Annotated in this window: 17 protein-coding genes and 1 pseudogene; 11 read left to right on the forward strand and 7 right to left on the reverse strand. The window is 70.2% G+C overall.

The features are described from left to right. From Q0C41_RS17900 to Q0C41_RS17940, 9 genes and pseudogenes are all read left to right on the forward strand, one after another. Window positions 1-358: pseudogene (locus tag Q0C41_RS17900) on the forward strand (hypothetical protein); the annotation flags it as partial. Beyond that, a complete protein-coding gene (locus tag Q0C41_RS17905; RefSeq protein WP_291985910.1) occupies window positions 355-1,323 on the forward strand; it encodes a glycosyltransferase in 969 nt (322 codons plus the stop codon). The pseudogene Q0C41_RS17900 and the gene Q0C41_RS17905, both read left to right, overlap by 4 nt. Further along, window positions 1,320-2,108, forward strand: coding sequence for a bifunctional 2-polyprenyl-6-hydroxyphenol methylase/3-demethylubiquinol 3-O-methyltransferase UbiG (locus Q0C41_RS17910; protein WP_291985912.1), 789 nt, complete (start codon window positions 1,320-1,322; stop codon window positions 2,106-2,108). Before Q0C41_RS17905 ends, Q0C41_RS17910 begins: the two co-directional genes overlap by 4 nt. Further along, window positions 2,105-4,888 (forward strand): hypothetical protein, encoded by a 2,784-nt coding sequence (locus Q0C41_RS17915; protein WP_291985913.1) that lies wholly within the window; start codon window positions 2,105-2,107, stop codon window positions 4,886-4,888. The genes Q0C41_RS17910 and Q0C41_RS17915 overlap by 4 nt, the downstream gene beginning before the upstream one ends. Window positions 4,889-5,034: 146 nt before the next feature. Continuing rightward, window positions 5,035-8,565, forward strand: a complete 3,531-nt coding sequence (locus Q0C41_RS17920; protein ID WP_291985915.1) for a hypothetical protein — start codon at window positions 5,035-5,037, stop codon at window positions 8,563-8,565. A 4-nt stretch (window positions 8,566-8,569) separates the two neighbouring features. Next, window positions 8,570-9,535, forward strand: coding sequence for a glycosyltransferase family 2 protein (locus Q0C41_RS17925; RefSeq protein WP_291985917.1), 966 nt, complete (start codon window positions 8,570-8,572; stop codon window positions 9,533-9,535). Window positions 9,536-9,631: 96 nt separating this feature from the next. Beyond that, window positions 9,632-11,056 carry a sugar transferase gene (locus Q0C41_RS17930; RefSeq protein WP_291985919.1) on the forward strand — a complete coding sequence of 475 codons (1,425 nt, stop codon included), beginning with the start codon at window positions 9,632-9,634 and terminating at the stop codon, window positions 11,054-11,056. Then, the gene (locus tag Q0C41_RS17935) at window positions 11,056-11,778 is read left to right on the forward strand and encodes a bifunctional 2-polyprenyl-6-hydroxyphenol methylase/3-demethylubiquinol 3-O-methyltransferase UbiG (protein WP_291985920.1); all 723 of its coding nucleotides are present in this window, start codon (window positions 11,056-11,058) and stop codon (window positions 11,776-11,778) included. The genes Q0C41_RS17930 and Q0C41_RS17935 overlap by 1 nt, the downstream gene beginning before the upstream one ends. Continuing rightward, window positions 11,778-12,884 (forward strand): DUF1972 domain-containing protein, encoded by a 1,107-nt coding sequence (locus Q0C41_RS17940; RefSeq protein WP_291985922.1) that lies wholly within the window; start codon window positions 11,778-11,780, stop codon window positions 12,882-12,884. Before Q0C41_RS17935 ends, Q0C41_RS17940 begins: the two co-directional genes overlap by 1 nt. Here the strand turns inward: Q0C41_RS17940 and smpB are convergent. The 6 genes from smpB to glgX all read right to left on the reverse strand — a co-directional run bounded on the left by smpB (window position 12,881) and on the right by glgX (window position 20,922). Continuing rightward, entirely contained in the window at window positions 12,881-13,396 is a 516-nt protein-coding gene (gene smpB, locus Q0C41_RS17945) for an SsrA-binding protein SmpB (RefSeq protein WP_291985924.1), read from the reverse strand. The genes Q0C41_RS17940 and smpB overlap by 4 nt on opposite strands. Before the next feature lie 135 nt (window positions 13,397-13,531). Beyond that, window positions 13,532-14,461, reverse strand: a complete 930-nt coding sequence (gene pdxA, locus Q0C41_RS17950; RefSeq protein ID WP_291985926.1) for a 4-hydroxythreonine-4-phosphate dehydrogenase PdxA — start codon at window positions 14,459-14,461, stop codon at window positions 13,532-13,534. An 8-nt stretch (window positions 14,462-14,469) separates the two neighbouring features. Then, complete coding sequence (gene ricT / locus Q0C41_RS17955; RefSeq protein ID WP_291985928.1) at window positions 14,470-15,255, reverse strand: regulatory iron-sulfur-containing complex subunit RicT; 786 nt, start codon at window positions 15,253-15,255, stop codon at window positions 14,470-14,472. A 3-nt stretch (window positions 15,256-15,258) separates the two neighbouring features. Next, window positions 15,259-16,281: a DNA polymerase III subunit delta' gene (holB, locus tag Q0C41_RS17960; RefSeq protein WP_291985930.1), complete on the reverse strand. Its 1,023-nt coding sequence runs from the start codon at window positions 16,279-16,281 to the stop codon at window positions 15,259-15,261. Between the two features lie 64 nt (window positions 16,282-16,345). Continuing rightward, window positions 16,346-18,766, reverse strand: a complete 2,421-nt coding sequence (locus Q0C41_RS17965) for a transglycosylase domain-containing protein (protein ID WP_291985932.1) — start codon at window positions 18,764-18,766, stop codon at window positions 16,346-16,348. 59 nt (window positions 18,767-18,825) lie between these two features. Beyond that, window positions 18,826-20,922, reverse strand: a complete 2,097-nt coding sequence (glgX, locus tag Q0C41_RS17970; RefSeq protein WP_291985934.1) for a glycogen debranching protein GlgX — start codon at window positions 20,920-20,922, stop codon at window positions 18,826-18,828. Window positions 20,923-21,105: 183 nt separating this feature from the next. Here glgX and Q0C41_RS17975 point away from each other — a divergent pair, with 183 nt between their 5' ends. Beyond that, window positions 21,106-23,544, forward strand: coding sequence for a TonB-dependent receptor (locus tag Q0C41_RS17975; RefSeq protein ID WP_291985936.1), 2,439 nt, complete (start codon window positions 21,106-21,108; stop codon window positions 23,542-23,544). Between the two features lie 53 nt (window positions 23,545-23,597). Continuing rightward, on the forward strand, window positions 23,598-25,568 hold the full coding sequence (locus tag Q0C41_RS17980; protein ID WP_291985938.1) for a beta-L-arabinofuranosidase domain-containing protein: 1,971 nt from the start codon (window positions 23,598-23,600) through the stop codon (window positions 25,566-25,568). Between the two features lie 3 nt (window positions 25,569-25,571). Here the strand turns inward: Q0C41_RS17980 and Q0C41_RS17985 are convergent. After that, window positions 25,572-26,162 (reverse strand): c-type cytochrome (locus Q0C41_RS17985; protein ID WP_291985939.1); only part of this gene is annotated, 591 nt, incomplete at its 5' end.

Below are 26,162 nucleotides of genomic sequence, written 5' to 3' on the forward strand. Positions count from 1 at the left end.
CGCCCTGGCCGCCGCGCTCGCGGCGATGCTCGACGGCGACGCGGAGCGGCACGCGGCCCGCTCGGCCCTCGATCAGGTCGCCACGACGATGACCTGGGACCGCGTCGTCGAACCGCTGCGCGCCTGGTGCGCCGACCCGACGTTCGCCGCCGACCGCGAGCACGAGGTCGTGGCGTTCCGCGCTCACCTCTCCGAGAGCTTCAAGGCCTCGCGCTGGCTCAAGCGCACCGCGCTGCGACTCGGCGTGAAGGAGGGCGATGTCGAAGCGCTGAAGCGATGGGGCCCGGTGCGCGCCGGGATGTCGATGCGCAATGCCGTGGCCATCCGGCGGGCACGACGGAAGGCGCGGACAACATGACCGGCGCTCCCCCGCTCGCGACGCCGCTCGTCAGCGTGATCGTCGCCGCCCGCAACAGCGCCGCGACGCTGCCAGCCTGCCTCGCGGCGCTGCACGCGCAAGACTACCCGCGCCTCGAGATCATCGTGGTGGACGATGGATCCACCGATGACACGGCGGCCGTGGCCGATGCCGGGGGGGCACGCGTGGTGCGATCGCCGGCCGTGGGCGCGTCCGTCGCGCGCAACCTCGGGCTCGAAGTCGCGCGTGGCGAGATCGCGGCCTTCACCGATGGCGACTGCGTGCCCGATCCGTCCTGGGCCCGCGCGCTGGTGGACGGCCTCGTCACCAGTGGGGCCACCGGGGTGGGGGGACGCCAGGTCAACGTCTTTCCGGCGGCGCAGCAGGCGCAGCGCGACGGCTTCGAGGCGTTCTTCCGTGCCGCGGCCATCGTCAGTGACTACACGCGGGGCGACGACCGGCCGCGGCAGGTGCAGCACAACGCGAGTTGCTGCAGCGCCTACCGCATCGAGCCCCTGCGCGCGGTGGGCGGCTTCGCGCCAGGCCTGTGGCCCGGCGAGGACGTCGACCTCGACCTGCGCCTCGCCGCCACCGGCGCGACGTTCTACTACGTGCCCGGGGCCGTGGTGCACCACCATCGCCCGGGCACGCTGACCTGGTTCCGCCGGATGATGCGACGGTACGGCGAGGCCGAGCGGCGCCTGGTCCGGCGCCATGGCCGGCGGCGCGCGGTGGACTTCGTCCCGGTCGTCGTGGCGACCGTGCTGATCCTGCAGGGGCTGCTGGTGATCCCGGTGGCACGCGGGCCGCTCGTGGCGCTCGATGCGGTGCTGGTGTGCGGCGCCCTCGGCCTCCTCTGGTCGACCACGCCCGTGCGGTTGTGGCCGTCGGTGATCGTGTTCGGACTCACGGCGCTGTGGGAGTGGCACGTCGGCTGGTGGACGGCGCGCGAGGAGCCGGCATGACGGCGGCGCACGATCGGGCCGACGTCACCGCCATCATCGAGCAGGAACGCGCCCACGAGAACGCCTGGTACACCCGGGCCCTGCGCGAGCGCTTCTTCGAGCGCGAGGGGTTCCGTCAGCTCGTGGCGTGGAACGTCGCGGCCTTCCGCCGGCAGGTGCCCCTGCGGGCCGACATGCGCGTGCTGTCGATCGGGGCCGGACTCGGCGACTACGAGCTGGCGATCGCGCCGGCCGTGCGGCACATCACCGCCGTCGAGCTCTCGGAGACGGCCGCCGACGCGGCGCGGACACGCCTGCGGGCCGCCGCGATCACCAACGTCGACGTCATCACCGGGCCGATCGACACCCAGCCGTTCGTCGCGGGGCAGTTCGACGTGGTCTATGCCATGGGGGTGTTCCACCACTTCCTGCCGGATCAGCGGCGGGCGCTGCTCGCGCAGATCCACGGCTGGACGACGGCCGGGGGGTGGCTCTACCTCCGCGACCCCAACGCCCGCGGCCTGCTGCGGATGGTGCTCGAAGGCTGGTTCCGTCGGCGCAGCGACGTCCACGCCGAGCAGGAAACGTCACTGGATCCCTACGCATTGCGCGACGAGGCGGCACGGGCCGGCTTCTCGGACCTGCGCATCGACTACATCGACGTGGTGGGCGGGCCCCTGCCGTGGCTGCTGCGCAGCGAGTCGCCCTGGCTGTGGCGCCTGGTCTTCGGCGTCGACCGTGCCTGGCTGGCGATCCCCGGCCTCAGGAACGCCGCGTCGCAGTTCGCCCTGGTGGGACGACGATGACGGCGCGGCGCCAGGCGATCCTGCCGCTGCTGGCCGTGATGATCGTGGCACTGCTCGCGCTGTTCGAGCGGGAGTGGCGGCACGACGAGGTGTTCTCGCCGGCCGACCTCGTGTTCCAGTTCTACCCCTGGGCCCACGATGCGTCCCGAGCGCCGGCCGCCAATCCGACGCGATCCGACGAAGCCTTCTACCACCAGCCGCTGATGGCGACGCACTTCGCGCGCCTGCGCGACGGTGCCTTCCCCGATTACGACGACTCGCGCCTGTCCGGGGTGCCGTCGTTCTTCAACGGGCTCGACGTCGGGCGCGCCTTCTCGCCGTTCAGCCTGCCCTACTACCTGCTGCCGTCCGACCAGGCCGTCAACTGGTACGGGCCCTTGCGCCTGCTCGTCGCTGCGCTGGCCATGTGGCTGTTCCTGCGGGAGCTCGGCCTCGGTGCCGTCGGCGCGGCCGCTGGCGGCGTCGCCTACGGCCTCAACGGGCACTTCCTCACGTGGCTGAGCGCGCCGATGCCGACCGTGGCGGCGTGGCTGCCGCTCGTGTTGCGCCAGGTGCGCCGCTGCATCCGGCGCGGCCACTGGATCGACATCGCCGGCCTCGCGCTGGCGCTTGGCGCCCTGCTGCTGGGCACGTACCTCGCGACGACCTTCGTCTGCCTCTTCGGCGCCGCCGTCTACGGGTGCCTCGAGTTGTGGCTCGTGGCGCGTGACGACGGCCGCCTGCGAAGACGCCTCGTCGCGCTCGGCGCCGGCGGCCTGCTCGGTCTCTGTGTCGGCGCCGTCGCGCTGTGGCCGATGCTGGCCGCGCTGCGCGGCTCACCGGCGAGCACCCGGGTGATGTCACCGGAAGGGGCGCCCTGGGCCAACCTCGCCACCCTCGCCCTGCCGGACTTCTGGGGATCGCCGCTGCGGGGCAACTGGTGGCACCCGGATGCGTCGGCGAACTACCCGGAGCACGTGGCCTACTTCGGCATCGTGGTCGTCGTCCTGGCCGGGCTCGGGGTCGTCGCGAGGCTGCCGCGTGATCGGTCGCTGGTCCGCTGGACGTTCGTGCTGCTCACCGTTGTCGCTCTGACGCGCGCGTACGGCGGCCATCCGGGACGCTGGCTCCTCGTGCTGCCGGGACAGGCGCAGTCCAACCCGTTCCGCTGGTACGCACTGGCGGCGTGTGGTCTCGCCGCGCTCGCCGGGCTCGGGCTGCACGCGTGGGTCGAGGAGCCGGATCGACGTCGGCGCCTGTGGCAGCTGGCAGGGCCGGTCGGCGTGGTGGTGGCGTTGGCCGGCGTCACGGCCGCGGCGCTGATGGCGTTCCTGCCCGAGTTGCGTGCTCTGAACCTGCAGCCGTTCGAGCGCGCCCAGATCACACGGTTCATCGCCATCGCGGGCAGCAGCCTGCTGCTGCTGGGGGTGGCCGCGTGGGCGCGGGACCAGCGCGTGCGCACGGTCTGTGGCCTCGTGCTCGTCGGCCTCGCCGCCGGCGACCTCGTGCAGGCGCATCGCGGTTTCAATCCGTCGGTACCGCGCGACCGCTACTATCCGTCCACGCCGAGTCTCGCGTGGCTCCGTGATCAGGCGTCGGAGACGCGACTGGCGCCGGTGGACACCGTGGCCGATCTCGTCGAGGGCCACGTCTGGGGCATGTACGGCCTCTCGACGGTGACCGGCTTCGATTTCCACGGCGACGCCGACTACCAGGCGTTCATGCAGCTCGCGCAGCACCCGCCTGGCACGATGGTGCCCGCACGGCCGCCGACCTGGGACTACGTGGGGCTGCGCCGCGACACCCTCGATTTGCGCATGCTCGGCGTGCTCGGCGCGCGCTTCATCGTGGCGCCGCCCGTCGACCTGACCCCGCGCGCTGGCGGGTACGTGCCGATCGGCCCGATGGTCGATGGACGCACCGTCACGTTCACGGTGCCGGTCCGCTACGACGGCGTGCGCGGACTCGACCTCCTCACGGCGACCTACGCGCGCACCAACCGCGGACGCTGGCAGTGGCGCGTGACGCTGGACGATGGGCGGGAGTTGGCACGCGGCGCCGTGGACCAGGCGACGCTGCGCGACAACGAATGGTTCCGCATCGCCTGGACGCCGGTCGACGGGTCGGCCGGCAGGACCCTCACGCTCGTGCTGCGCAGCGAGGGGAGCGACGCCACCAGCAGCGCGACCCTGCTCGCCACGGGCACCCCCGCGACGCTGGGCACGGCGCTCGACATCGACGGGACGCCGGATCCCCGCAGCCTGTGGTTCCGCTCGTTCTCGACCGCGCCCGAGCGGTTCGGCGAGGCCCGACTCGTCCGCGCCGGCGACCTGAACATCTACCGCAACCCGCATGCGCGGCCCGGCGCGTGGTTCGTCGACCGTGTAAATGTGGTGACCGCTGACCGTCATGCGTCCGCGATGCATACGCAGGTCTTCGACACCGCCCGGGAGGCGTGGCTCTCGTCGGTCCCCCCGCACGGGGCCACCCCGACCGCCCGCGTGACCTCGATCAGCCTCGACGACGATGAGCGGGTCATCGGCGTGGACGCCCCGGACGGCGGGGTCCTGATCGTCGGCGATCGCGCGCATTCCGGCTGGGATGTGACGATTGACGGGCGTCCGGCCCCCTGGCAGGTCGCCAACGGGGTCCTCCTCGGCATCGCCGTCCCCCCCGCCAGCCGCGTCGTCCGCCTCGAATTCCAGCAGCCTGCCGTCCGTCCCGCCCTCGGTCTGACCCTCCTCAGCATTTGTGGTATCGCCTTTGCCTCTCTCATGAGCGTCAGGCGGCCACGGTCGTAGGCAGTTCCGCCCCACCTGATGCACGTCGGTGATGGTGTCCACCGACTCTGCCTGTTTTCTCGCATGTTCGCAGGGCCCGTCGAGGCGCCTGTGCTGTGTGTGCCGGCACCTGCGCCTCCGTGGCGCTTACAGAAATGTGCTCTCCTGTGCGTTTTTCGTCAGTCGTCCCGACGCTGCTGGTCGGGTTGCTGGTGGCCCTCCCGGCCCAGGCGCAGTTCCTGCGCGTGAACGGCGGCGCCTCCAGCACCGTGCCCGCCGCGCCTGACTTCGCCGCCGAGGTGAAGGGCGATCCCTGGGACTTCGACAAGAGCACCGACTACGTCTACGCGTACTCGCTCGGCGAAGACACGCCGCAGGACAACGGCAACGAGTACACGGCCTGGGCGCCATATCCCCTCATCCAGAACGGGCTCTTCACGGGCGTCACGCGTGAGCAGACGCCGTCGATCCAGATGCTGTTCGGGGGCGTGCCCGGCGCGATGAACGCACGTCAGGACACCGGACTGCGCACCCCGATCGACGCCGGCCGCTACGTCACGCTGTCGTTCCGCCTGAAGCGGTCGTGGGCCGCCGGCAACACGGAGGCGCTGAAGGTGCTCTGGGAGAAGGGCCGCCGGGACGTCTCGACGCCCGCCGGCGTGCTGCTGCTGCTCGCGAAGGGCTACGACAACGACACGGCCCGCTGGATCAACCAGAACCCGATCGGCGACCAGGGCGATGCCAACGAATGGCAGGTCTATCGCGTCCGGCTGACCGACCCGCGGGTCCTGGTGAGCAACCGCTTCGCCGGGACCTCGTGGACCGATCTGGTCCACGGCCTGAGTCTCACCCCCGGCTCGGGCCCGGTCGGCTCGACGGTGCAGATGGACTGGGTGCGGCTCACAGCCGCGCGCACGGTCTCGCTGTCGTGGCAGTCCTTGGGCGCGAACGTGGTCGTCACGGCCACCGACGGCACGCAGACGGTGCAGGTCTTCCCCGAGGACCTGACGCCACTGTCCAACCCGCCGAACCCGCGGGCGTCCACCGGGGCGTTCCCGGACAACAGCAGCGTCACGTGGGACTACGGCCACCTCACGCCGGGCACCTGGACGCTGACCGCCCGCGGCGCGAGCGCCTCGCGCACCGCCACCCTGGTCGTCGATGCGTCGCCGTTCTTCGCGGTGCTCAACCCGGACGAGACCGGCGGTGAGGACATGGCGACGACCCTCATCGGCGATGCCTGGGACCTGACCAATCGCGAAGACGTGTTCCGCTACACGTCGCCGACGAGCGCGCTCTACGACGTCAAGAACGCGGCGTTCACGCCGCAGGGCCTCTCGGCCGTCGCCTGGCGGTCGGGCCAGTACGGCCTGACGCAGAGCGACTCGCAGGTCCGCTTCTTCGACGACGACCTCGGGGCGCGGTTCGCGCTGACGCCCGAGCAGGCCCGGCGTTACCATCGCCTGTCGTTCACGATCGACTACGACATCCCGGTCCAGCCGACGTTCGATCCACTGGCGCCGCGGCCGTTCCTCGAGGACTTCGACGCCAGGACGGGTCGCCCGGGCGTCGGGGGCATGATGCGCGTCATCTGGCGCACGGCCGCCTATCGCGGCGGCGCCTTCGCCGAGACGTGCGGCCTCCCCGTTCAGGATGGCGGCCCGCGCACCTACACCCTCGACCTGAGCGCCTACGGCAGCGCCGACATCGCCTGTGGTCCGGAAGGCATGCAGTTCCTGCCCGCCGGATCGGCGTGGGGCGCGCTGAGTTCCAACATCACCAACTTCCGCCTCGACATCACCGAAGGCGCGCTCGACACGCCGTTCACGCTGTCCAACGTCAAGCTCGCGGCCGACGACGAACCGGATGCGGCCGGGCAGTTCGTGGTGCAGTGGGCCGCCCACGACGGGCGCTACTCCGCGGCGCCGGCGACCGCCAACGCCACGGTGGCGCTGTACCTCGACACCGACCAGGATCCGGGCAGCAAGCAGCTGATCGCGAGCAACGTGAGCGCGGCGAGCGGCGCATACATCTGGGACCTCGCGGCCACGCCGGGTGGTGTGGCGCCGGGCACCTACCACGTCTACGTCGAGATGACCGATGCGGCCGGCTACAGCTTCGGCAAGTACGCCACCGGTCCGCTGCAGGTGAGCCGGACCTACGAAGCGCCGATGACGCTGCCGCAGTGGCAGACGTTCTACGGCGTGACCAACATGTCGGCCGACACCGACGGCGACGGCGTCAGCAATCAGACCGAGTTCACGGCCGGGACCAGCCCGCTCATCGCCAACCGCTCGGAACTGGCCGAAGGCTCCACCGGCTTCTTCCAGGAGCGCGTCGCCATCGCGAACCCGGAGAACCGCGCCGCCATCGCGCGGGTCACGGTGCTGTTCGGCCAGCGCGGCGACCTCGGCGAGACGGCCCCCCCGGCGCCGGTCGTGCAGGACATCCCGATCGCCGCCTACGGCCGGCACACCGTCAACGTCAACGGCCTCGCCAATGCCTCGTACAACGGCCAGGGCCGCGCCGTCTCGGTGATCGTCGAGTCGCTGCGGGGCGGCGTGGTGGTGGAACGGACCATGAGCTTCGGCGACGGATGGGGCGGGCACACCGGCAAGGCCGTCAATGCCCCGGCGACGCAGTGGTTCCTCGCCGAGGGCGCGGCCAACGACTTCTTCCAGACGTTCATCCTCCTGACCTCCACCGGATCGGTGGCGCCGAAGGTGACGGTGGATTTCCTGCTCGAGGACGGCAGCGTGGTGTCGGTGCCGTCGGACTTCCCCTCGGCTCCGGGGCGCCTGACCATCTGGGCCAACGAGGTCTGCGCGCCTGGCACCGGCAGCACCACCTGTGTGCGCGCCCTCGCGGGCAAGGCGTTCTCGACGCGCATCACCGCCGATCAGCCGATCACCGTCGAGCGCGCCATGTACTTCAATCGCGGCGGCCGCACGTTCGAGGGCGGTCATGCGTCCGCGGCCGTGACCACGCCAGCCACACGCTGGTTCGTGGCCGAAGGCGCCACCGGGCCCAACTTCGACACCTACCTGCTGGTGGCCAATCCCAACGCGAGCGCCACGGTGGCGACCGTGCGCTACCTGACGCCCGAAGGGGCCTACACCGAGACCTACGCGCTCCGGGCCAACAGCCGCATGACGCTCTACGTCGACGGCGAGTTGAGCCGCATCTCGGGCCGTGACGCGGTCGGCACCCAGGTCGATGTGTCGGCCGAGGTCTCTGCCACCCGCCCGATCGTCGTCGAACGGGCGATGTACTGGTTCGGCGGCTTCCAGAACTGGACCGACGCCCACAACAGCGCCGGGGTGACGACCACCGGGACCAACTGGGCGCTGGCGGAGGGACAGAACGGCGGCGCGCTCAAGTACAAGACGTTCGTGCTCATCGCCAATCCGTCGAGTACGGCAGCGACCGTGCGGCTGCGGCTGCTGCGCGAGGGAAGCCGGACGGCCATCACATCGGGCACGTTCTCGGTGCCCGCCAACTCGCGGTTCACCTGCTATGCCGGCCAGCCGGGGCCCTGCCAGGACGCCTTCGCGCTGCTGCAGGACGGCGAGATGTTCGGCATCAACGTCGAGAGCACCAATGGCGTGCCGATCGTCATCGAGCGGGCGCTGTACTGGGATGGCGGCGGCGAGTCGTTCGGCGCGGGCACGAACGAGACGGGGATTCGGCTAAGGTAGTGGCGTGTCGTCCGTCTTCGTCGGGATCGTCACGTGGCGGCCCGACGCCCTCCTGGCGCGCTGCATCGCCTCGGTGCGCGCCCAGGGGTGCCCATCGCTCACGCTCCATGTGTGGGACAACGAGTCGACCGAGGCCTCGCGCGCGCTCATCGCCGGCCTGACGGCCGACCACGAGCGGACCTGGTCGGCGGCCAACCTGGGCTTCGCGGGTGGGCACAACGCGCTGATTCAGCGCGCGGCGAGCACCTACTACCTCTGTCTCAACCCCGATGCCATCCTCGGCGACGGGTACATCCGCACCCTCATCGAGACGCTCGAGGCGGCCCCCACCGTGGGCTCTGCCACAGGGCGTCTGCTTCGCCTGGACGATGACGGACGGCTCGACTCCACCGGCATGGTGATGACCCCGGACCAGCGCCACCTCGATCGCGGCGCGGGCGAACCGGCGGCGGGGCGCTACCTGGGTGAACCCGAGGCGATCTTCGGGCCGAGCGGGGCGGTTGCCCTCTACCGCCGCACCATGCTGGAGGACATCGCCTTTCGGGGCGAGTACTTCGACCATGCATTTTTTGCGTACAGAGAGGATGCAGACCTCGCGTGGCGGGCGCAGTGGCGGGGCTGGACCAGCCTCTATGTGCCGGCCGCCGTGGCCCACCATCGCCGACGCGTGACGCCCGAGCGGCGCTCTGCACTTCCCGCCGAGATCAACCGATACTCCGTCCGGAATCGGTTCCTCCTGCGGCTGAAGAACCAATCTGCCGGCCTGGCGTGGCGATTTGCGATCCCCGGGCTGTGGCGCGACGCCCAGGTCGTCGGCTACGTCCTCCTGCGGGAGTGGTCGTCGATTCCCGGGCTGATCGACGTCGTGCGGCTGCTGCCGCGCATGCTGGCGTGGCGTCGGCACGTTCTTGGCAGGAGGCGAGTGCGATCCGTCGAACTGGCCCGGTGGTTCCGGCCCACCGGCTCGTAAACGGCTGTGGTTGTCACGGCCGGGTCCCTGTCGGAAAATAGGCGCGCGTGTGCGTACGACCGTGAAAGGGATTCTCAGCCGGGGAGGGGCGACGGCATGATCGCCGAGCGCGCCCGCCTGATCAACGGCGCCTATGTCGTCAGCGATGCGCTGGCCACGGTGCTGTCGCTGGCCCTTGCCTACATCCTGCGCGGCGTCGTCCCGGGCGACAGCATGCCCTTCCTGTCCGGGTCGCTGCCGCCCTTTGCCTGGTATCTGCCAGTGCTGGCCTGCATCCTGCTGGTCTGGCCGCTGGTGTTCTACGCGCTCGGCCTCTACGGGCGCCAGGGCCGCACCCTCAACAGCGAGACGTCGGTCATCCTCGTCGCCGTCGCCATCGCGGGGCTGCTGCTGATCGCCTTCATCTTCACGGCGCGGCAGCAGTTCATCAGCCGTCCGGTGATCGTCGCCTTCCTGCTGCTCGATTTCGCGCTGGTGGTCGGCCTGCGCCGCATGGTGCGCGGCCTGCTCCTCGATGGCGGAGAACCGCGTCGCGTGCTCGTGGCCGGCGGTGCGCTCGAGGTCCGAGGGGCGGCGGCGCTGGTGCACTCGCATCGCGACTGGGGACTCGAGGTGGCCGGCCTGGTCACCGACGGGCGCTGGCAGGATGATGGCCGCGCCGACTTCCCGGTGCTCGGCGCCTACGACGACCTGCTCCGCCTGGTGCAGGAGCAGCACGCCGCGGAAGTCCTCATCGCGCCGGCGACCGGACAGCTGGGAGACCTGCACGACATCGCCGGGGTGATCGCGAAGCTCGAGGAACAGGGCACGATGGTGCGGCTGGCGATGAACTTCCTGCCCCGCTCGATCTCGCGCCTCAGTTTCGATCAGCTCGGCGAGGACTTCCCGCTGCTCACGTTCTCCAACACGCCGGGCAACGAGGTGCTGCTCGCCGTGCGGCGCGTGGCCGACGTGATCATCGCCATGGCGCTGCTGGTGCTGCTCTGCCCGCTGCTGCTCGCGATCGCGGTCGGCGTCAAGCTGGCATCGCCGGGTCCGGTGCTCTTCAGGCAGGTCCGGTGTGGCCTGCACGGGCGTCGCTTCACGTTCCTCAAGTTCCGGACGATGCGCACCGATGCGGAGCGCCTGAAGCCGCTGCTCGAGCCGTTCAACGAGATGGACGGGCCCGCCTTCAAGATGACCAACGACCCGCGGGTGTTCCCGTTCGGCGGGTTCCTGCGCCGCACGAGCCTCGACGAGTTGCCCCAGCTCTGGAACATCCTGCGCGGCGACATGAGCTTCGTCGGCCCGCGGCCGTCCGTGGTCGACGAAGTGAACCAGTACGAGCCCTGGCAGCGCCGTCGGCTGAGCATGAAGCCGGGCCTGACCTGCCTCTGGCAGATCAGCGGTCGCAACGAGCTGACCTTCGACGAGTGGATGCGGCTCGACCTCGAGTACATCGACAACTGGTCGTTGTGGCTCGACATCAAGATCGCCTTCAAGACCATCCCCGCCGTGCTGCTCGGCCGCGGCGCCCGGTAGTGCCGCCAGACGACCCGCTGGCGCGGGCGCAGGCGCTGGTGTCGCGCGCGCTCGAGGCACACGCCGCGCCGCGCATCCTCGAGGCGGGCTGCGGCGCCCGGTCGCACCTGGTCTATCCGGCTGGCGCCCGCGTGATCGGGATCGACATCCGGCGCTCGCAACTGCAGCGGCATGTCGGCGCCACCGGGCTGGCGCAGGGCGACGTCACGGCCCTGCCGCTGGCCTCGGCCTGCGCGGACCTCGTGGTGTGCTGGGACGTGCTCGAGCACCTCCAGGCGCCGGCAGAGGCCCTCGCGGAGATGGCCCGCGTGCTCCGTCCTGGCGGTCTCGCCGTGCTGGCCCTGCCCAACATCCTCTCGCTCAAGGGCCTGGTCACGCGCTTCACGCCGTGGTGGTTCCACGTCTGGGTCTATCGACGCGTGCTGGGCGATCGGTCGGCCGGATCGGAGGTCTCGGACCAGTTCCCCACCGCGTTCCGCTTCGTGCTGCGGCCCGCAGCGCTGCGGCGCCTGGCCGCGACGCAGGGCCTGCGCGTGGAGGACGTGCAGCTCTACGAGGGACCGGTGCCCCAGCATCTGCGGCGCCGGCATCGCGCCGCCGATCTCGCCCTCGGGCTCGCGGGATCGGCCAGCCGCCTGCTGTCGGCCGGATACTACGACACGACGCTGTCGGACATGATCGTCGTGGTGTCGCGAGCCCACCACGACGGAGGCGACGCCTGATGCGCGCCCGACGACTGCGCATCCTCGGATCGCGCGGCATTCCCAATCGCCATGGCGGCTTCGAGGCCTGTGCGCAGCAGCTCGCACCGTGGCTCGTGGCACGCGGCTGGGAGGTCACCGTCTACTGCCAGGAGCCGCCGCACGCGGTCGCCAGCCGCGACACATGGCGCGGCGTCGCGCTCGAGCACGTGCCCACGCCGTACGCCGGCTCGCTCGGCAGCCTCTGGTTCGATGCGTGGACGACGCGGCATGCGGCACGCCACGACGACCTGATCCTGACGCTCGGCTTCAACACGGCCGTCCTCTTCCCGTGGTACGCCCTCCGTCGACGACGGCACGTCGTCAACATGGATGGCGTGGAGTGGCGGCGCGGCAAGTGGTCGCGCGCGGTCCGTGGCTGGTTCTGGATCAACAGCTGGGTGGCGGGCTACGCCGCCGATCACCTGATTGCCGACCATCCCGCGATTGCGTCGCTGCTGGCCGACCGCGGCTGGCAGACACGCACGACGATGGTGCCGTACGGCGCCGATCGCGTGATCGACGCGGCGACCGCGCCGCTCGAGGCGTGGCACCTCGCGCCACGCGGCTACGGGCTGGTCATCGCCAGGCCGGAACCGGAGAATTCCGTGCTCGAGATCGTGCGGGCGTGGTCGGCCGTGCCGCGCCCGTGGCCGCTCGTCGTGCTGGGGGCCTACGAGCCGTCACATCCCTACCACGTCGCCGTGCGGGCCGCAGCCGGCCCCGACGTGCGGTTCGCTGGCGCGGTGTACGACCCGGCGGTGGTGCAGGCCCTGCGCCACCACGCGCGGCTGTACATCCACGGGCACACCGTCGGCGGCACCAACCCGTCGCTGGTGGAGGCGCTCGGCGCGGGGTCGCCGGTGCTGGCGCACGACAACGTCTTCAATCGCTGGGTGGCCGGGCCGGAGGCCCGCTTCTTCGCCGACGAGGCGACGTGCGTCCGTGCCCTCGCCGACGTGCTCGGCGACGAGGCGGCGCTCGATCGGATGCGGACGGCGAGCTACGCGAGGCAGGCCGACGCGTTCACGTGGGAGACGGTCCTGCCGGCGTATGAAGCGGTGTTGCTCGCAGCGCTGGACGCCTAGCGGCGCACGACGCGTTCCTTGACGGCGGCCCTGGTCTCGCGGTCGGACTCGCGGCGCTTGATCGTCTCGCGCTTGTCGTGGGCCTTCTTGCCGCGGGCCAGCGCCAGGTTGATCTTCACGCGGCCGTCCTTCAGGTACATCTTCGTCGGGACCAGCGTCAGGCCCTTCTCCACCGTCCGACCGATCAGTTTGCGGATCTCGGCACGATTGAGCAGGAGCTTCCGCCGGCGCAGGGCCTCGTGCTCGGCGTAGCCGCGGTGGCTGTAGGGGCTGATGTGGATGTTGTAGACCCACACCTCGCCCCGTTCGACACGGGCATAGCTGTCGCGCAAGTTGATGCGTCCCTCGCGAATCGCCTTCACTTCCGTGCCGAGGAGCACGACCCCGGCCTCGAACTGCTCGAGGTACTCGAAGTCGAACCCGGCCTTGCGGTTGTCTGCCAGCAGGCGGGGTGTCTTCTCCGCCGGTCTGGGCGGCGGCGACTTCGGTTGGGAGGTCTGGTGGGTGGACATGCAAGTCAGGGTGGTCCTGCGACCTTCAGAAGTATGAATGAAGGGCGGGGCCAGCGCCGCCACTGCGTCGGGTTGCTCCCCAATGAGGGGTCTCGCGCATCGTGACGAGGTGCGCTGCATTCTGCATCGTGAATGTCAGCGCAGCGGACCTGAATTGTCGGTCGCCGCCCTGCCCCTCGCCAACCGGGCCGCCAGCGTGATCGCACTGACCATGCTGGACGCGTCTGCCGTCCCCTGCCGGGCGATGTCGAACGCGGTACCGTGGTCGACCGACGTCCGGATGATCGGCAGCCCGAGCGTGACGTTGACCGACTGCCCGAACGCCAGCAGCTTGACGGGAATCAGACCCTGGTCATGGTAGCAGGCCACGACGACGTCGAAGGCGCCGCGGGTGGCCTTGAGGAACACCGTGTCGCCGGGGAAGGGGCCCTGCACGTCGATGCCACGCGCCCGACAGGCCTCCACGGCCGGCCGCAGGACCGCATCGTCTTCGTGCCCCATGAGGCCGTGCTCGCCCGCGTGCGGATTGAGGCCCGCGAGGCCGATCCTGGGCGCGACGTAGCCGAAATCCGGCAGACTGCGCGCCGTGAGCGTGATCACGTCCTCGAGCAGGGTCTGCGTCAGCAGCCGTGGCACGTCGCTGAGCGGCACGTGCACGGTGGCCAGCACCACGCGCAGGGGCTCGGAGTAGAACATCATCGCGACCTGGCGGCTGCCGGTGAGGTGGCCGAGCAGGTCGGTGTGTCCCTTCCAGGGCAGGCCGCAGGCGGCAAACGCCTCCTTGTGGACCGGCCCGGTCGCGATGCCGTGCACGACCCCGGCCTGGGCGTCTCGTACGGCCGCCACGATGGCGTCGTAGGAGGCCTGCCCGGCCTCGGCACTCACCACACCCGCGGAGAACGCCGCCAGCGCCTCGGGCGAGTGTGGGCCATACAACACGGGCTCGCAGACGGCACGGACCTCCCGGGACCCCGCCGCGGCGATCGCGATCTCCGGGCCGATGCCCGCCGGATCGCCGACCGTGATGGCGATGCGCGGACGCTCCTGCATGGCGGCACGAGGCATGGCGTCGCTCACTTCCCGCAGGTGCAGCTGCCGCTGCCACACGCGCCGTCGCCACCGCAGCCCTGGCTGCAGCTGCCCTCCTGCGCGCACCCGGCATGCCGTTCGCCGCGGCTGTTGGGCAGCTCGAACCGCAGGCAGCACTTCAACCGCCCGCAGACGCCTGCCAGTTTCGAGGGAGTGAGGCTGAGGCCCTGCTGCTTGGCCATCTTGATCGACACGGGCTCGAACGCGGTCAGCCACGTGGCGCAGCAGAGGGGACGACCGCACGGGCCGTAGCCGCCGAGCAGACGCGCCTCGTCGCGGACACCGATCTGCCGCATCTCGATCCGCATGTGGAAGGCCGCCGCCAGATCGCGGACCAGTTCGCGGAAGTCGACCCGGTGCTCGGCCGTATAGGAGAACAGCAGCTTCGACCCGTCGAAGGCGTGCTCCACGCGCGACAACTTCATGTCGAGACCGCGCTCGCGGATCTTGCGCTGACAGAAGGCCAGCGCCTCCTGCTCCTTGTGCTGCTGGTGCAGTCGTCGGACCGCATCCTCCGTCGTCGTCCGCCGGAGCACATGCGTGCCGGCGGCGGGTGGCAGGCTCGCGGCGCGCCGCTGCGCGACCACGGCGGCCTCGGCCACCACCGTCCCGATCGCGATATGGTCGCCGTCGCTGACGACGACCGTGTCGCCGGTCGACAGCGGACCGTCCAGCGGGACCTCCGGCAGCAGGAAGCTGCGGCGACGCCCGGCCGGGACGAACCGGACACTGGCGGTCGGCGCCACGCTGGCCACTGTTGCGTCGCTCATGGCTTACATCTCACAGGCCAGCCAGTCGGCGACGACCTTGGCGGACTGGTAGCGCTCGAGCGAGCGACGCGCCTGCTCGACGACAACGAAGGCCCCGAGCACGCGACCGGTGTCGAAATGCCGGGCCAGCCCCGAGAGGTCGTGCCCCAGATCCGGATTGGCAAGCGCGGCGGAGGCGCTGCCGCTGCCCCCGGCAGGCGCGGTGACCACGCCGAGATCGCGCACGAGCAGCGACAACGCCTCGAGCCGCCGGGACAGCACCTCGCGGTCGGTGCCGGCGCCGCGCTTCTTCGGCACCTCGGCCAGCTGCTGCGCGAGCTTCAGACGGACGGCAACCGACGGACGCGACGCCAGCCCCTGCAGCAGCCCGAGGGCCGCGCCACGGGCCTCGACGAGTTCGCCGGTGTCCTGAGCCAGGGCACGGGCGACACTGCCGTCGCCCATCGCGGCCAGCCCCGTGGCCTCGGCCGCCTTGACGCCGCAGTGCCGCACCAGGACCTCGGCGAGATCCGACGGGCCGAGCCGGCCGAACCGCACGCGGGGGCAGCGCGAGCGAACCGTCTCCAGCAGCGAGTCCGGGCGGGCCGTCACCAGCACGAACATGGACGAGGGCGGCGGCTCCTCGAGCGTCTTCAGCAGGGCGTTCTGCGCCGCCGGCTGCAGACTGTCGGCCTCGTCCACGATGACGACGCGGCGGCGGGCCTCGAACGGCCGATAGCTCGCCTGTCCGATGACCTCACGCGCCATCTCGACGGTGATGGTGCCCTTCTCGTTGGGTGTGAGCAGGACGATGTCGGGATGCTGGGCACGGGCGATGCGCTTGCAGGACGAGCACGCACCACAGGCATCGCCATCCACCGCCGGCTGCTGGCAGTTGAACGCCGAGGCCAGGGCCAGCGCGGTGGTGCGCTTGCCCACGCCGTCGGGACCGTCGAACAGGAGGCTCTGCGGCACGCTGCGCGCCACGACGGCACGCAGCAGCAACGCGCGGGGCTGCGCGTGGCCCAGAACCTCGGTCAGCCTCATGGGGAGATCATACCTTGCGGCCTGGGCCTTGGGGCGTGGGCCTTGAGCCTTGGGCCTTGGGAGGTCAGGGCGTCGGCTTCTTGTCGGTGTCCTTGTCGCGGCGGCCGAAGAGCTTGCCCCAGAACCCGCGCTTCTTCTCGGGCTCCTCGGCGGTGGCCTTGCCGTCGCGATCGCCGTCGTCGCTGCGAGCGGCGGCCTTCGCCTCCTCGGCGCGGGGTGGCGCGTCCTCGTCAGCCGTCGTGGTCGGGGGCGCCGGCACGTCGCGCGGAATCGTCGCCGCCGGCAGACCGGCCTCGGCGGCACTGACGGGCTTGAGATCGTTGTCCTTGCCGAAGAAGCCCGCCAGGCGCTCGAGGAAGTTGGTTCCCTCGTGCTCCTCGCAGGAGCCCTGGGGCTCCGTGCCCTTGCGGTAGTACTCGGTGTAGGCCATCGACCGGATCTCGACCGAGCCATCGTCGGACTCGACCGGCACCTTCGTGCAGCCGTCGACGGACCGTTTGCCCGTGATGCGGCAGATCTCGACCCCGACCACGCCGGTGGGGCGCTTGAAGGGCTCGGGCTTGTGGCCGTCGGTGGCCACCGCCATCACGTTGGACCACAGGGGGACGGCCAGTTCGCCGGCGTAGCCGTTGGAGATGATCTCGCGGGGCTGATCGAATCCCATCCAGACCCCGGTCACGGTCGAGGGCGTGTACCCGACGAACCAGACGTCGTGATAGTCGTTGGTCGTGCCGGTCTTGCCGGCCGCCGGCAGTCGGAACCCTTCGGCGCGCGCGCGCCAGCCGGTGCCGGAGTTGATGACGTCGGCGAGCATGCTGGTGACCAGGAAGGCCGTCTGCTCGGAGAACACCCGGTGCTCCTTCGCCTCCGTGGCGTAGAGCACGTTGCCGTCCTGATCCTCGACGCGGCGAATGAGATACGGCTCGTGGATCACCCCGGCGGCCGCGAAGGCGCCATAGGCGGCGGTCAGGGACTGCAGCGTCACCTCGCCGGCACCGAGGGCCATGGACGGGACGGCCGGCATGCGGCCGAGCGAGAGCGACTGGGCGGTCTTGACGGCTTCCGGGATGCCGACCGTGCGCAGGAGCTGGACGGCGGCGCGGTTGCTGGACGTCCGCAGGGCCGTCCGAAGCGTCATGCTGTTGGCGCTGGAGTGCTCGTCTTCGGGAACGTAGGCGCCCTGCGGCGTGTTAATCGGATCGTTGAGATTGGTCACCAGCGATCCGGGGGACTGCCCCTGCTCGATGGCGGCGGCGTAGACGATGGGCTTGAAGGCCGAGCCGGACTGGCGGCGGGCCTGCACGGCGCGATTGAAACGACTCTCGCGGAAGTTGCGGCCGCCGACCTGCGCCCGCACCGCACCGGTCCGCGGGTCCAGCACCACCACGGCCGCCTGGAGGTACGGCGGCGCCACGTCCTCGTCGATCTTGATCGTGGCGCGAGGCGTGTGGCGATAGCCGCGGCGCTTCTCGATCTCGGCGAGACGGCGTTCGACGATGGCCTCGGCCTGCTGCTGCAGCTCCGGGGCGATCGTGGTGAAGACCTTCAGGCCACCTTCCGACACCCGCAGCCAGCCGAAGCGATCGACCAGTTCGCGACGCACCGCTTCCTTGAAGTAGAGGCCGTAGGGCTCGTCGCGCCGCAGACGATTCTCGAGGCGCACGCGGGCCCGACGGGCACGCTCGTACGTCGGCCGGTCGATGGCCTTGTTCTCGAGCATCATGTACAGCACGATGTTGCGGCGCGCGATGGCCTTCTCGCGGTTGATCGTCGGCGCATAGGCCGACGGCGACTGGATGAGACCGGCGATGAGGGCCGCCTCCGGCACGTCGAGCTCGCTGGCGTGCTTGCCGAAGAAGCCGAGTGATGCCGCTTCCACCCCGTGGTAGCCGTCGCCGAAATAGGCCTTGTTGAGGTACAGCGCGAGGATCTCGTCCTTCGAGTAGGTGCGCTCGATGAGCAGCGCGGCGAACGCTTCCTTGATCTTGCGGGTGTAGGTCTTCCTGCGGTTCAGGAAACTCATGCGGGCGAGCTGCTGCGTGATCGTGCTGCCGCCCTGTCCCCGTGTGCCCGACTTGGCGTTGGCCACCACCGCCGCGCCGATGCGGACGAGATCGACGCCGTTGTGGGCGTAGAACCGCTGATCCTCGACCGACACGACGGCGTCGCGGACGGTGCGCGCCATCTTGTCGAGCGGCACCTCGATGCGCTGCTCCTTGAAGATGGTGAAGACCGGCTGGTCCGCCTGGTCGTAGAGCGTGGTCGACTGCGCCATGTCGCCGACCGACGACAGCGCGCGGCGATCGGGCAGCGACTGCCGGATGTCCCAGGCAAACCACACCGCGGCGACAAAGGCCGTCCACGCCACCAGCGACACCGCGGCGAGCCCCCACGCCAGACCGCGCGGTCGCGACAGCAACCACTGCCCCGCCCGACCGGGCCGCTGCCCCCCGAGCCATCCACCCACCCGTGCCCGCAGTCCCATCACCCCTCCAGCGTACCCGACGTCCGGCGTGCGCGTCGCACGACGATGGGAGGGCCGCCTCAGTCGCGTCGTTGCAGCACCAGCAGGCTGCGCCCCTCGAGCTTGATGCGGCTGGTGCGGCGATAGACCCGAGCGGTCAGCCCCACCTGGTCGTGGGTCGTGTCGACCACGGTGCTCCACCCCCGCCCGAACCGCTCATCCGGCGGAGAGAACCGCAAGGGGGCGTAGTGGGCGTTGAACATCACGAGGAAGCTGTCGTCCACCACGCGTTCGCCGCGCGATCCGCGACTGGGGATCGCCTGGCCGTTGAGGAACACGGAGAAGGACTTGTTGTGCCCGGCGCCCCAGTCCTTCGAGTCCATCGGGTGGCCATTGGGAGTGAACCACTCGATATCGGCCAGTCCGTGCAGCTCCAGGCCCTGGAACCACCGTCGACGCCGGAACACCGGATGCGCACGCCTGAGGGCGATCAGCTTTCTGGTGAAGGCGAGCAGTGAGGTGTCGAGCGCCTCCCAATCCAGCCAGCTGAGCTCGTTGTCCTGGCAGTAGACGTTGTTGTTGCCGTGCTGCGTGCGACCGGCCTCGTCGCCCGACAGCAGCATCGGGATGCCTTGCGACAGGAACAGGGTCGTCAGGTAGTTGCGCTGCTGCCGCGCGCGCAGCGCCGTGACCTCGGGGTCGTCGGTCGGCCCCTCGACGCCGCAGTTCCACGATCGATTGTGGCTCTCGCCGTCGCGGTTGTCCTCGCCGTTGGCGTCGTTGTGCTTGTCGTTGTACGACACCAGATCGCGCAACGTGAAGCCATCGTGCGCCGTGACGAAGTTGACGCTCGCATAGGGCCGGCGACCGGTGCCTTCGTAGAGGTCACTGCTGCCCGTGAACCGGTAGGCGAACTCCCCGAGCGTCTGATCCTGGCTGCGCCAGTAGTCCCGCACGCAGTCGCGGTACTTGCCGTTCCACTCGCACCACAGCGGCGGAAAGTTGCCGACCTGGTAGCCGCCCTCGCCGACGTCCCAGGGCTCGGCGATGAGCTTGACCTGACACACGACCGGATCCTGCTGGATGAGATCGAAGAACGCCGACAGACGGTCCACGTCGTGCAGCCCTCGGGCCAGGGTAGCCGCCAGATCGAAGCGGAACCCGTCCACGTGCATGTCGGTGACCCAGTACCGCAGCGAGTCCATCAACAGCTGCAGCACGTGCGGATGCCGCATGTTGAGGCTGTTGCCGGTGCCCGTGTAGTCCATGTAGTACCGCGGCTGGTCGGCCACCAGCCGGTAGTACGCGGCGTTGTCGATGCCCTTGAACGACAGCGACGGCCCGAGGTGGTTGCCCTCCGCGGTGTGGTTGTAGACCACGTCGAGGATGACCTCGATGCCGGCCGCGTGCAGGGTCTTGACCATCTGCTTGAACTCGACCACCTGGGCACCGCGCTGGCTCGTGGCGTACTCGTTGTGCGGCGCGAGAAACCCGATCGAGTTGTAGCCCCAGTAGTTGCGGAGCCCCTTCTCCATCAGCAGGGAGTCGTGCACGAACTGGTGCACCGGTTGCAGTTCGATGGCGGTGATGCCCAGCGCCAGCAGGTACTCGACGATGGCCGGATGGGCGATGCCGAGGTAGGTGCCGCGCAGCTCGGGTGGCACCTCCGGATGCCGCATCGTCAGTCCCTTGACGTGCGCCTCGTAGACGACGGTCTTGTGCAGCGGCGTGCGCGGCAGGCGGTCGTTGCCCCAGTCGAACTCGGGGTCGACGACGACGGCTTTCGGCATGTAGGGGGCCGAGTCGTCATCGTTGATCGCGCCGTCGGGGTCGGCGAAGCGGTACGGGAAGACCGCTTCGTTCCACTGCACCTGCCCGTCGATGGCCCGGGCGTACGGGTCGATCAGCAGCTTGCTCGGATGACACCAGTGCCCTCGGGCCGGATCGTAGGGGCCGTGGACCCGAAAGCCGTACCGCGTGCCCGGTCCGATGCCTGGCACGTACCCGTGCCAGCAGTACGCCGTCACCTCCGGCAGGACCAGCGCCGTCTCGACGCCGTGGTCATCGAAGAGACACAACTCCACCTTGTGTGCCGCTTCGGAAAAGATCGAGAAATTCGTGCCGGCGCCGTCGTACACCGCCCCGAATGGATAGGCTCGCCCCGGCCAGATCTCCATAGTTGTCGACAGCCTAGCAGTCGGCTGCGGCAATTGGCGAGCAAGTGCTTACGGATGAGTCAGCGGGGCGAGCCTCGCGGCAGGGCTTCCGAATGAGACCGCTATTGACGACTTTTCAGGTCGGATATAAGCTGGGCGACGAACAGAGAGTGAGACCTAGTCTCATTTCATCGAAAGGTTCCTGTGGTCCGCCTTGCTCCCGTCTCCTCTGTCGCTCTCGCCGGCTGGCTCGCCGCCGGGTGGGCCAACCCCGTCCACGCCCAGTCGGTCCCGACACCACGCGCCATCGAGGCCCATGTCGCCCTCCACGGCACCGTGGTCGACCCCAGCGGGGCCCCCGTTGCCGGGGTCACGGTGTCGATCCGGCCCCAGAATCGCTCTGGCGCGGCCCCGGTGACCGTCGACACCGACGCGGCCGGGCACTTCGCGGTCGCGCTCGCGCCGGGGACATGGCGCCTCTCGACGCGCGTGGCCGGGTTTGCCACCGCGACCGCCGACGTGGCCCTTGCCGGTGACATGCCGGTCACGGTCGCGCTCACGGTCAATCCAGCCGGCCTCGCCGAAGAGGTCACCGTGCTCGCGACGCGTCTGGGCGGCCTGCCCGAGACGCTGCGCCGCATGCCGGGCGCCCTCGAGACCGTCGACGCCGAGACGCTGGCCTCGTCGCACGTCTTCACGATCAACGAAGCGCTGCGCACAGTCACCGGCATCACCGTGCGCGATGAAGAGGGCTTCGGACTGCGCCCCAACATCGGGATCCGCGGCCTCAACCCCACGCGCTCGACCAAGGTGCTGCTGCTCGAGGACGGCATTCCTCTCACCTACGCGCCCTACGGCGACAACGCGTCGTACTATCACCCGCCGGTCGAACGCATCGAGAGCATCGAGGTGCTCAAGGGCTCCGGTCAGATCGCCTACGGACCGTCGACCGTCGGTGGCGTCATCAACTACGTGACGGCCGTCCCGCCGCAGCGCACGGCGGGCAGCGCGACGCTCGAAGGCGGCAGCCGCAACTTCTTCAACGGCTACGGCACCGTCGGGACCACGCGCGGCCGCCTGGGTCTGCTGGGCAGCTACATGCGCCGTCAGGGTGATGGCGCGCGCGACCACACCCATTCGTCGCTCGACGACCTCACGGGCAAGGCCGTCGTCACGCTCACACCGTCGCAACTGCTCACGGTCCGTGCCAGCCGGTATGCCGAGGACTCCAACGTCACCTACTCCGGCCTGCGGCTCGACGAGTTCAGCGCAGCGCCGCGCCAGAACCCGTTCGTCAACGACCGCTTCGACGGAACGCGCACGGGGACGTCGGCCACCCACGCGATGGTGCTCTCGTCCCGCGCCGTCCTGAGCACGAACCTGTACGCCTCGTGGTTCGCCCGCGACTGGTGGCGCCAGTCGAGCAACTCGGCACAGCGACCCAACGATGCGGCCGATCGGGCGTGCGGTGACATGGCGAACCTGCTGACCACCTGCGGCAACGAAGGACGCCTGCGGCGCTACGCCACCTACGGCATCGAACCACGCCTGCGCGTCGACCACACGACCTTCGGTGTCCGCCAGGAGACCGATCTCGGGGTGCGGGCACACACCGAGCGCCAGGACCGCCGACAGGAGAACGGCGACACGCCGATCAGTCGCAGCGGTCTGCTCGTCGAGAACAACGTGCGCGAGGCCGATGCCGTGGCGGCGTTCGTGCAGCACCGCGTGCTGGTCGGTGACGTCACCGTCACGCCAGGCCTGCGCGTGGAGCACGTCCGCTTCTCGCGCACCAACCGTCTCGCCAACGCGGGGGCGGGCGTCTCGGGTGCCTCCTCGCTCACGCAACTCGTGCCTGGGCTCGGCGTCGCCTACGGTCCGAGCGACAGGCTCACGGCGTTCGCTGGTGTGCATCGCGGATTCGCGCCGCCACGGGTCGAGGATGTCATCACCAACACGGGCGGCGTCATCGAGCTCGACCCGGAACTGAGCTGGAGCTACGAGGCCGGCGTCCGCACGCGACCGCTGCCTGGCCTCAGCGTCGACAGCACGGTGTTCCGGATGGACTACGAAAACCAGCTCGTGCCCGCCAGTCTCGCGGGCGGCGTCGGCGCGGTGCTCACCAACGGCGGGGCGACGCTCCATCAGGGGCTGGAGTTGGCAGCACGTCTCGACAGCCGTGTGCTGTCATCGACCTCGGCGCACCGCACGTCCATCCGGACGGCGTTCACCTGGCTGCCCGTCGCCCGCTTCACCGGCGTCCGCACCAGCAACATCAGCGGCTTCTCGACGGTGAGCGTCTCGGGCAATCGGCTCCCTTACGCGCCTACCCGTACGCTGACCACCACCCTGGGCTACGCGCACGAGCGAGGCCTCGACCTGATGATCGAGGCCCAGCACGTCGGCGAGCAGTTCGCCGACGACCTCAACACGCTCGCGGTCACGGCCGATGGCCAGCGCGGTCTGCTGCCAGCGATGACGCTCTGGAACGCCAGCGTCAGCTATCGGCTCCGCCGCCTCCCCGTGACGCTCTTCGGCACGGTCAAGAATCTCTCGGATCTCACCGCGGTCGTCGATCGCACACGCGGCATCCTGCCGACCAGTCCGCGCCTGCTGCAGTTCGGCGCCCGCGTCGGGTTCTAGGCGCGGCCCCTCCTGGGGGGGCCGCGACCAGGTGACGCGCTATGCTCTGCCGCATGAGCCGAGCGCGCGTCGCCGTGGTCGCCATCCTCTGCGCCGGGGGGCTGCTGGCGGCCCGTGCGCAATCCCCCGCGCCTGCGCCCTGGCAGGACCAGGGCCCCGTCCACACGCGGCGCTCGCCGCACGCGCGCCTGCACGACGTGCCCGTGCGCGCCGTGACCATGCAGGAGGGCTTCTGGTCGGCCCGCATGCGGGCCAACGTCGAGCGGAGCCTCCCGACCCTGCTCGAGCTCTTCGAACAGAAGGGCATCGTCGACAACTTCCGGCGCCTCGGCGGATCGTCGGCGGCCGAGCGACGAGGTCCGCTCTACACCGACTCGGACCTCTACAAGTGGATGGAGGCCACCGCCCTCGCCCTGCAGACGAAGGACGATGCCCGATGGCGCGCCACGCTGGAGGCGCTGTCGCGCGACATCGCCGCCGCTCAGGAGGCCTCCGGCTACCTCAACACCTACTGGAGCGGCGAGCGCGCCACTCGACGTTTCACCGATCAGGTCGGTGGCCATGAGGAGTACTGTCTCGGCCATTTGCTGCAGGCAGGAATCGCGTTCTACCGGGCCACGGGAGACAGGCGGCTGCTCGATATCGGTCGCCGCATGGCCGATCACGTCGTCGGCCGCTTCGGCGTCGATCGCGAGCCGCTGTTCACGGGGCATCCCGAACTCGAACTGGCGATGGTGGAGCTCTACCGGACCACGCAGGACCGCAGGTACCTCGACTTCGCAGGCTACCTGCTGGGCAGCCACGAGGCCGCGCGCCTGAAGCTGCGACCGCGCGACGTGGCCTACACCTTCAGCGGCGTGCCGTTCACGACGCGCACGAAGTACGAAGGACACGCCGTGCGGGCCATGTATGCGTCGATCGGTGCCGCCGACTACTTCATGGAGACCGGAGACCCGGCCTATCTCGCGACGCTCGAGCGGCTGTGGACCGACCTCACCGACACGAAGATGTACGTGACCGGCGGTGTCGGCTCGCGCGCGCAGGGCGAGACGTTCGGTGAGCCGTACGAGCTGCCGAACGCCCAGGCGTATGGCGAGAGCTGCGCCGCGATTGGCAACATGCTGCTCAACTGGCGGCTGCTGCTGATCACGGGGGAGGCGCGCTTCGCCGACGTGATGGAGCGGGCGCTCTACAACGGCGTCAACTCGGGCATGTCGCTCGACGGCACGCTGTATTGCTACCGCAATCCGCTGGAATCGCGCGGCGAACGGATCCGCAATCCCTGGTACGACACGACGTGCTGCCCGCCCAACCTGCAGCGGACGCTGGCGGCGCTGCCCGGCTACCTCTACTCGACGTCGGCCGACGGTGTGTACGTGCACCTGTTCCACCCGTCGACGCTGCGCTGGCGCCTCGAGGACGGCACACCACTGGAGCTGACCCAGTCCACCGCGTACCCGTGGGAAGGAACGGTCGACCTCGAGGTCTCGCCGGCCTCGCGCACCCGCTTCACGCTGCACGTGCGCATCCCGGCGTGGTCATCGGCGTCGACCCTGACCGTCAACGGCGCGCCGGTGTCGGCCCGGGTGCTGCCTGGGCACTACGCGGCGATCACCCGCGACTGGCAGCCGGGCGATCGGGTGCGCGCCACGTTCGACATGCAGGTGCAGGAGGTGGCGGCGCACCCACAGGTCCGCGAGAACACCGGACGCGTGGCCATCCAGCGTGGCCCGCTGGTGTATGCGCTCGAACAGGCGGATCAGCCTGCGGAGGTCGACCTGTTCCAGGTGGTGCTGACGGGGCAGGCGGCGTGGCAGGTGACGGCGCGACCGGACCTGCTCGGCGGCATCCGCGTGCTCCAGCACGCCGGCGCCATCCTGCCCGACAACGGCATTCCGCTCTATCGTCCCGGCACGGCGGCCCTGCCCATCGCCCGGACGCCGGCGCCGCTGACCTTCATCCCGTATTACGCCTGGGCCAATCGCGAGCCGCAGCCCATGGTCGTCTGGGTGCCGCGCCGCTAGGGGTCAGCGCGACGTCTTCAGGTACGCCAGCAGATCCGCGAGGTCCTGCCCCGACAGGGCCTCGTGGAACGTCGCGGGCATCAACGACCCGGGCGCGGCGGTCACCGACACGACATCGGCGCGCAACACCACGTGTGCCTGTCCCGCAGCGTCGCGCATCGACAGGCTGCCGGCCGTCTCCGACTCCATCCGCGCCACGATCGTGCGGCCATCACGGGTCTGCACGGTGTAGGACTCGTAGCCCGGCGTGATCTCGTAGTCGGGCACGAGGATGTGCAGCAGCAGCGCGTCTGCCGGCTGGTTGCGGATGCCGCTCAGGTCGGGTCCGACGCGACCACCGGCGCCGCCGAAGGTGTGGCAGGCGACGCACTGGGCCTCGAACTGCTGACGGCCGCGCGCGGCCTCCCCCGACCGTGCGAGCACGTCCGTGCGGGCGCGTTCGTAGACCGGCAGTCCCCCGCCGGCATCGAGGCCCGCGAGCAGCGTGCGGGCGCGGTCGCGGACCGCCGGGGTCCGGTGTCCCATCAACCGCCGGGCCCGCGCAGCGCCGATCGCCGCTGGCGCGACGTCCTCGCGCGCCACCGCGTCGAGCAA

The organism is Luteitalea sp. (assembly GCF_022842525.1).
In the GTDB taxonomy this organism is placed as follows: Bacteria; Acidobacteriota; Vicinamibacteria; order Vicinamibacterales; family Vicinamibacteraceae; genus Luteitalea.

Coding starts and splice junctions, on each gene's coding strand:
- Q0C41_RS17905 (WP_291985910.1), top strand. CDS start 355: ATGACCGGCGCTCCCCCGCTCGCGACGCCGCTCGTCAGCGTGATCGTC.
- Q0C41_RS17910 (WP_291985912.1), top strand. CDS start 1,320: ATGACGGCGGCGCACGATCGGGCCGACGTCACCGCCATCATCGAGCAG.
- Q0C41_RS17915 (WP_291985913.1), top strand. CDS start 2,105: ATGACGGCGCGGCGCCAGGCGATCCTGCCGCTGCTGGCCGTGATGATC.
- Q0C41_RS17930 (WP_291985919.1), top strand. CDS start 9,632: ATGATCGCCGAGCGCGCCCGCCTGATCAACGGCGCCTATGTCGTCAGC.
- Q0C41_RS17940 (WP_291985922.1), top strand. CDS start 11,778: ATGCGCGCCCGACGACTGCGCATCCTCGGATCGCGCGGCATTCCCAAT.
- smpB (WP_291985924.1), bottom strand. CDS start 13,396: ATGTCCACCCACCAGACCTCCCAACCGAAGTCGCCGCCGCCCAGACCG.
- pdxA (WP_291985926.1), bottom strand. CDS start 14,461: ATGCCTCGTGCCGCCATGCAGGAGCGTCCGCGCATCGCCATCACGGTC.
- ricT (WP_291985928.1), bottom strand. CDS start 15,255: ATGAGCGACGCAACAGTGGCCAGCGTGGCGCCGACCGCCAGTGTCCGG.
- holB (WP_291985930.1), bottom strand. CDS start 16,281: ATGAGGCTGACCGAGGTTCTGGGCCACGCGCAGCCCCGCGCGTTGCTG.
- Q0C41_RS17965 (WP_291985932.1), bottom strand. CDS start 18,766: ATGGGACTGCGGGCACGGGTGGGTGGATGGCTCGGGGGGCAGCGGCCC.
- glgX (WP_291985934.1), bottom strand. CDS start 20,922: ATGGAGATCTGGCCGGGGCGAGCCTATCCATTCGGGGCGGTGTACGAC.
- Q0C41_RS17980 (WP_291985938.1), top strand. CDS start 23,598: ATGAGCCGAGCGCGCGTCGCCGTGGTCGCCATCCTCTGCGCCGGGGGG.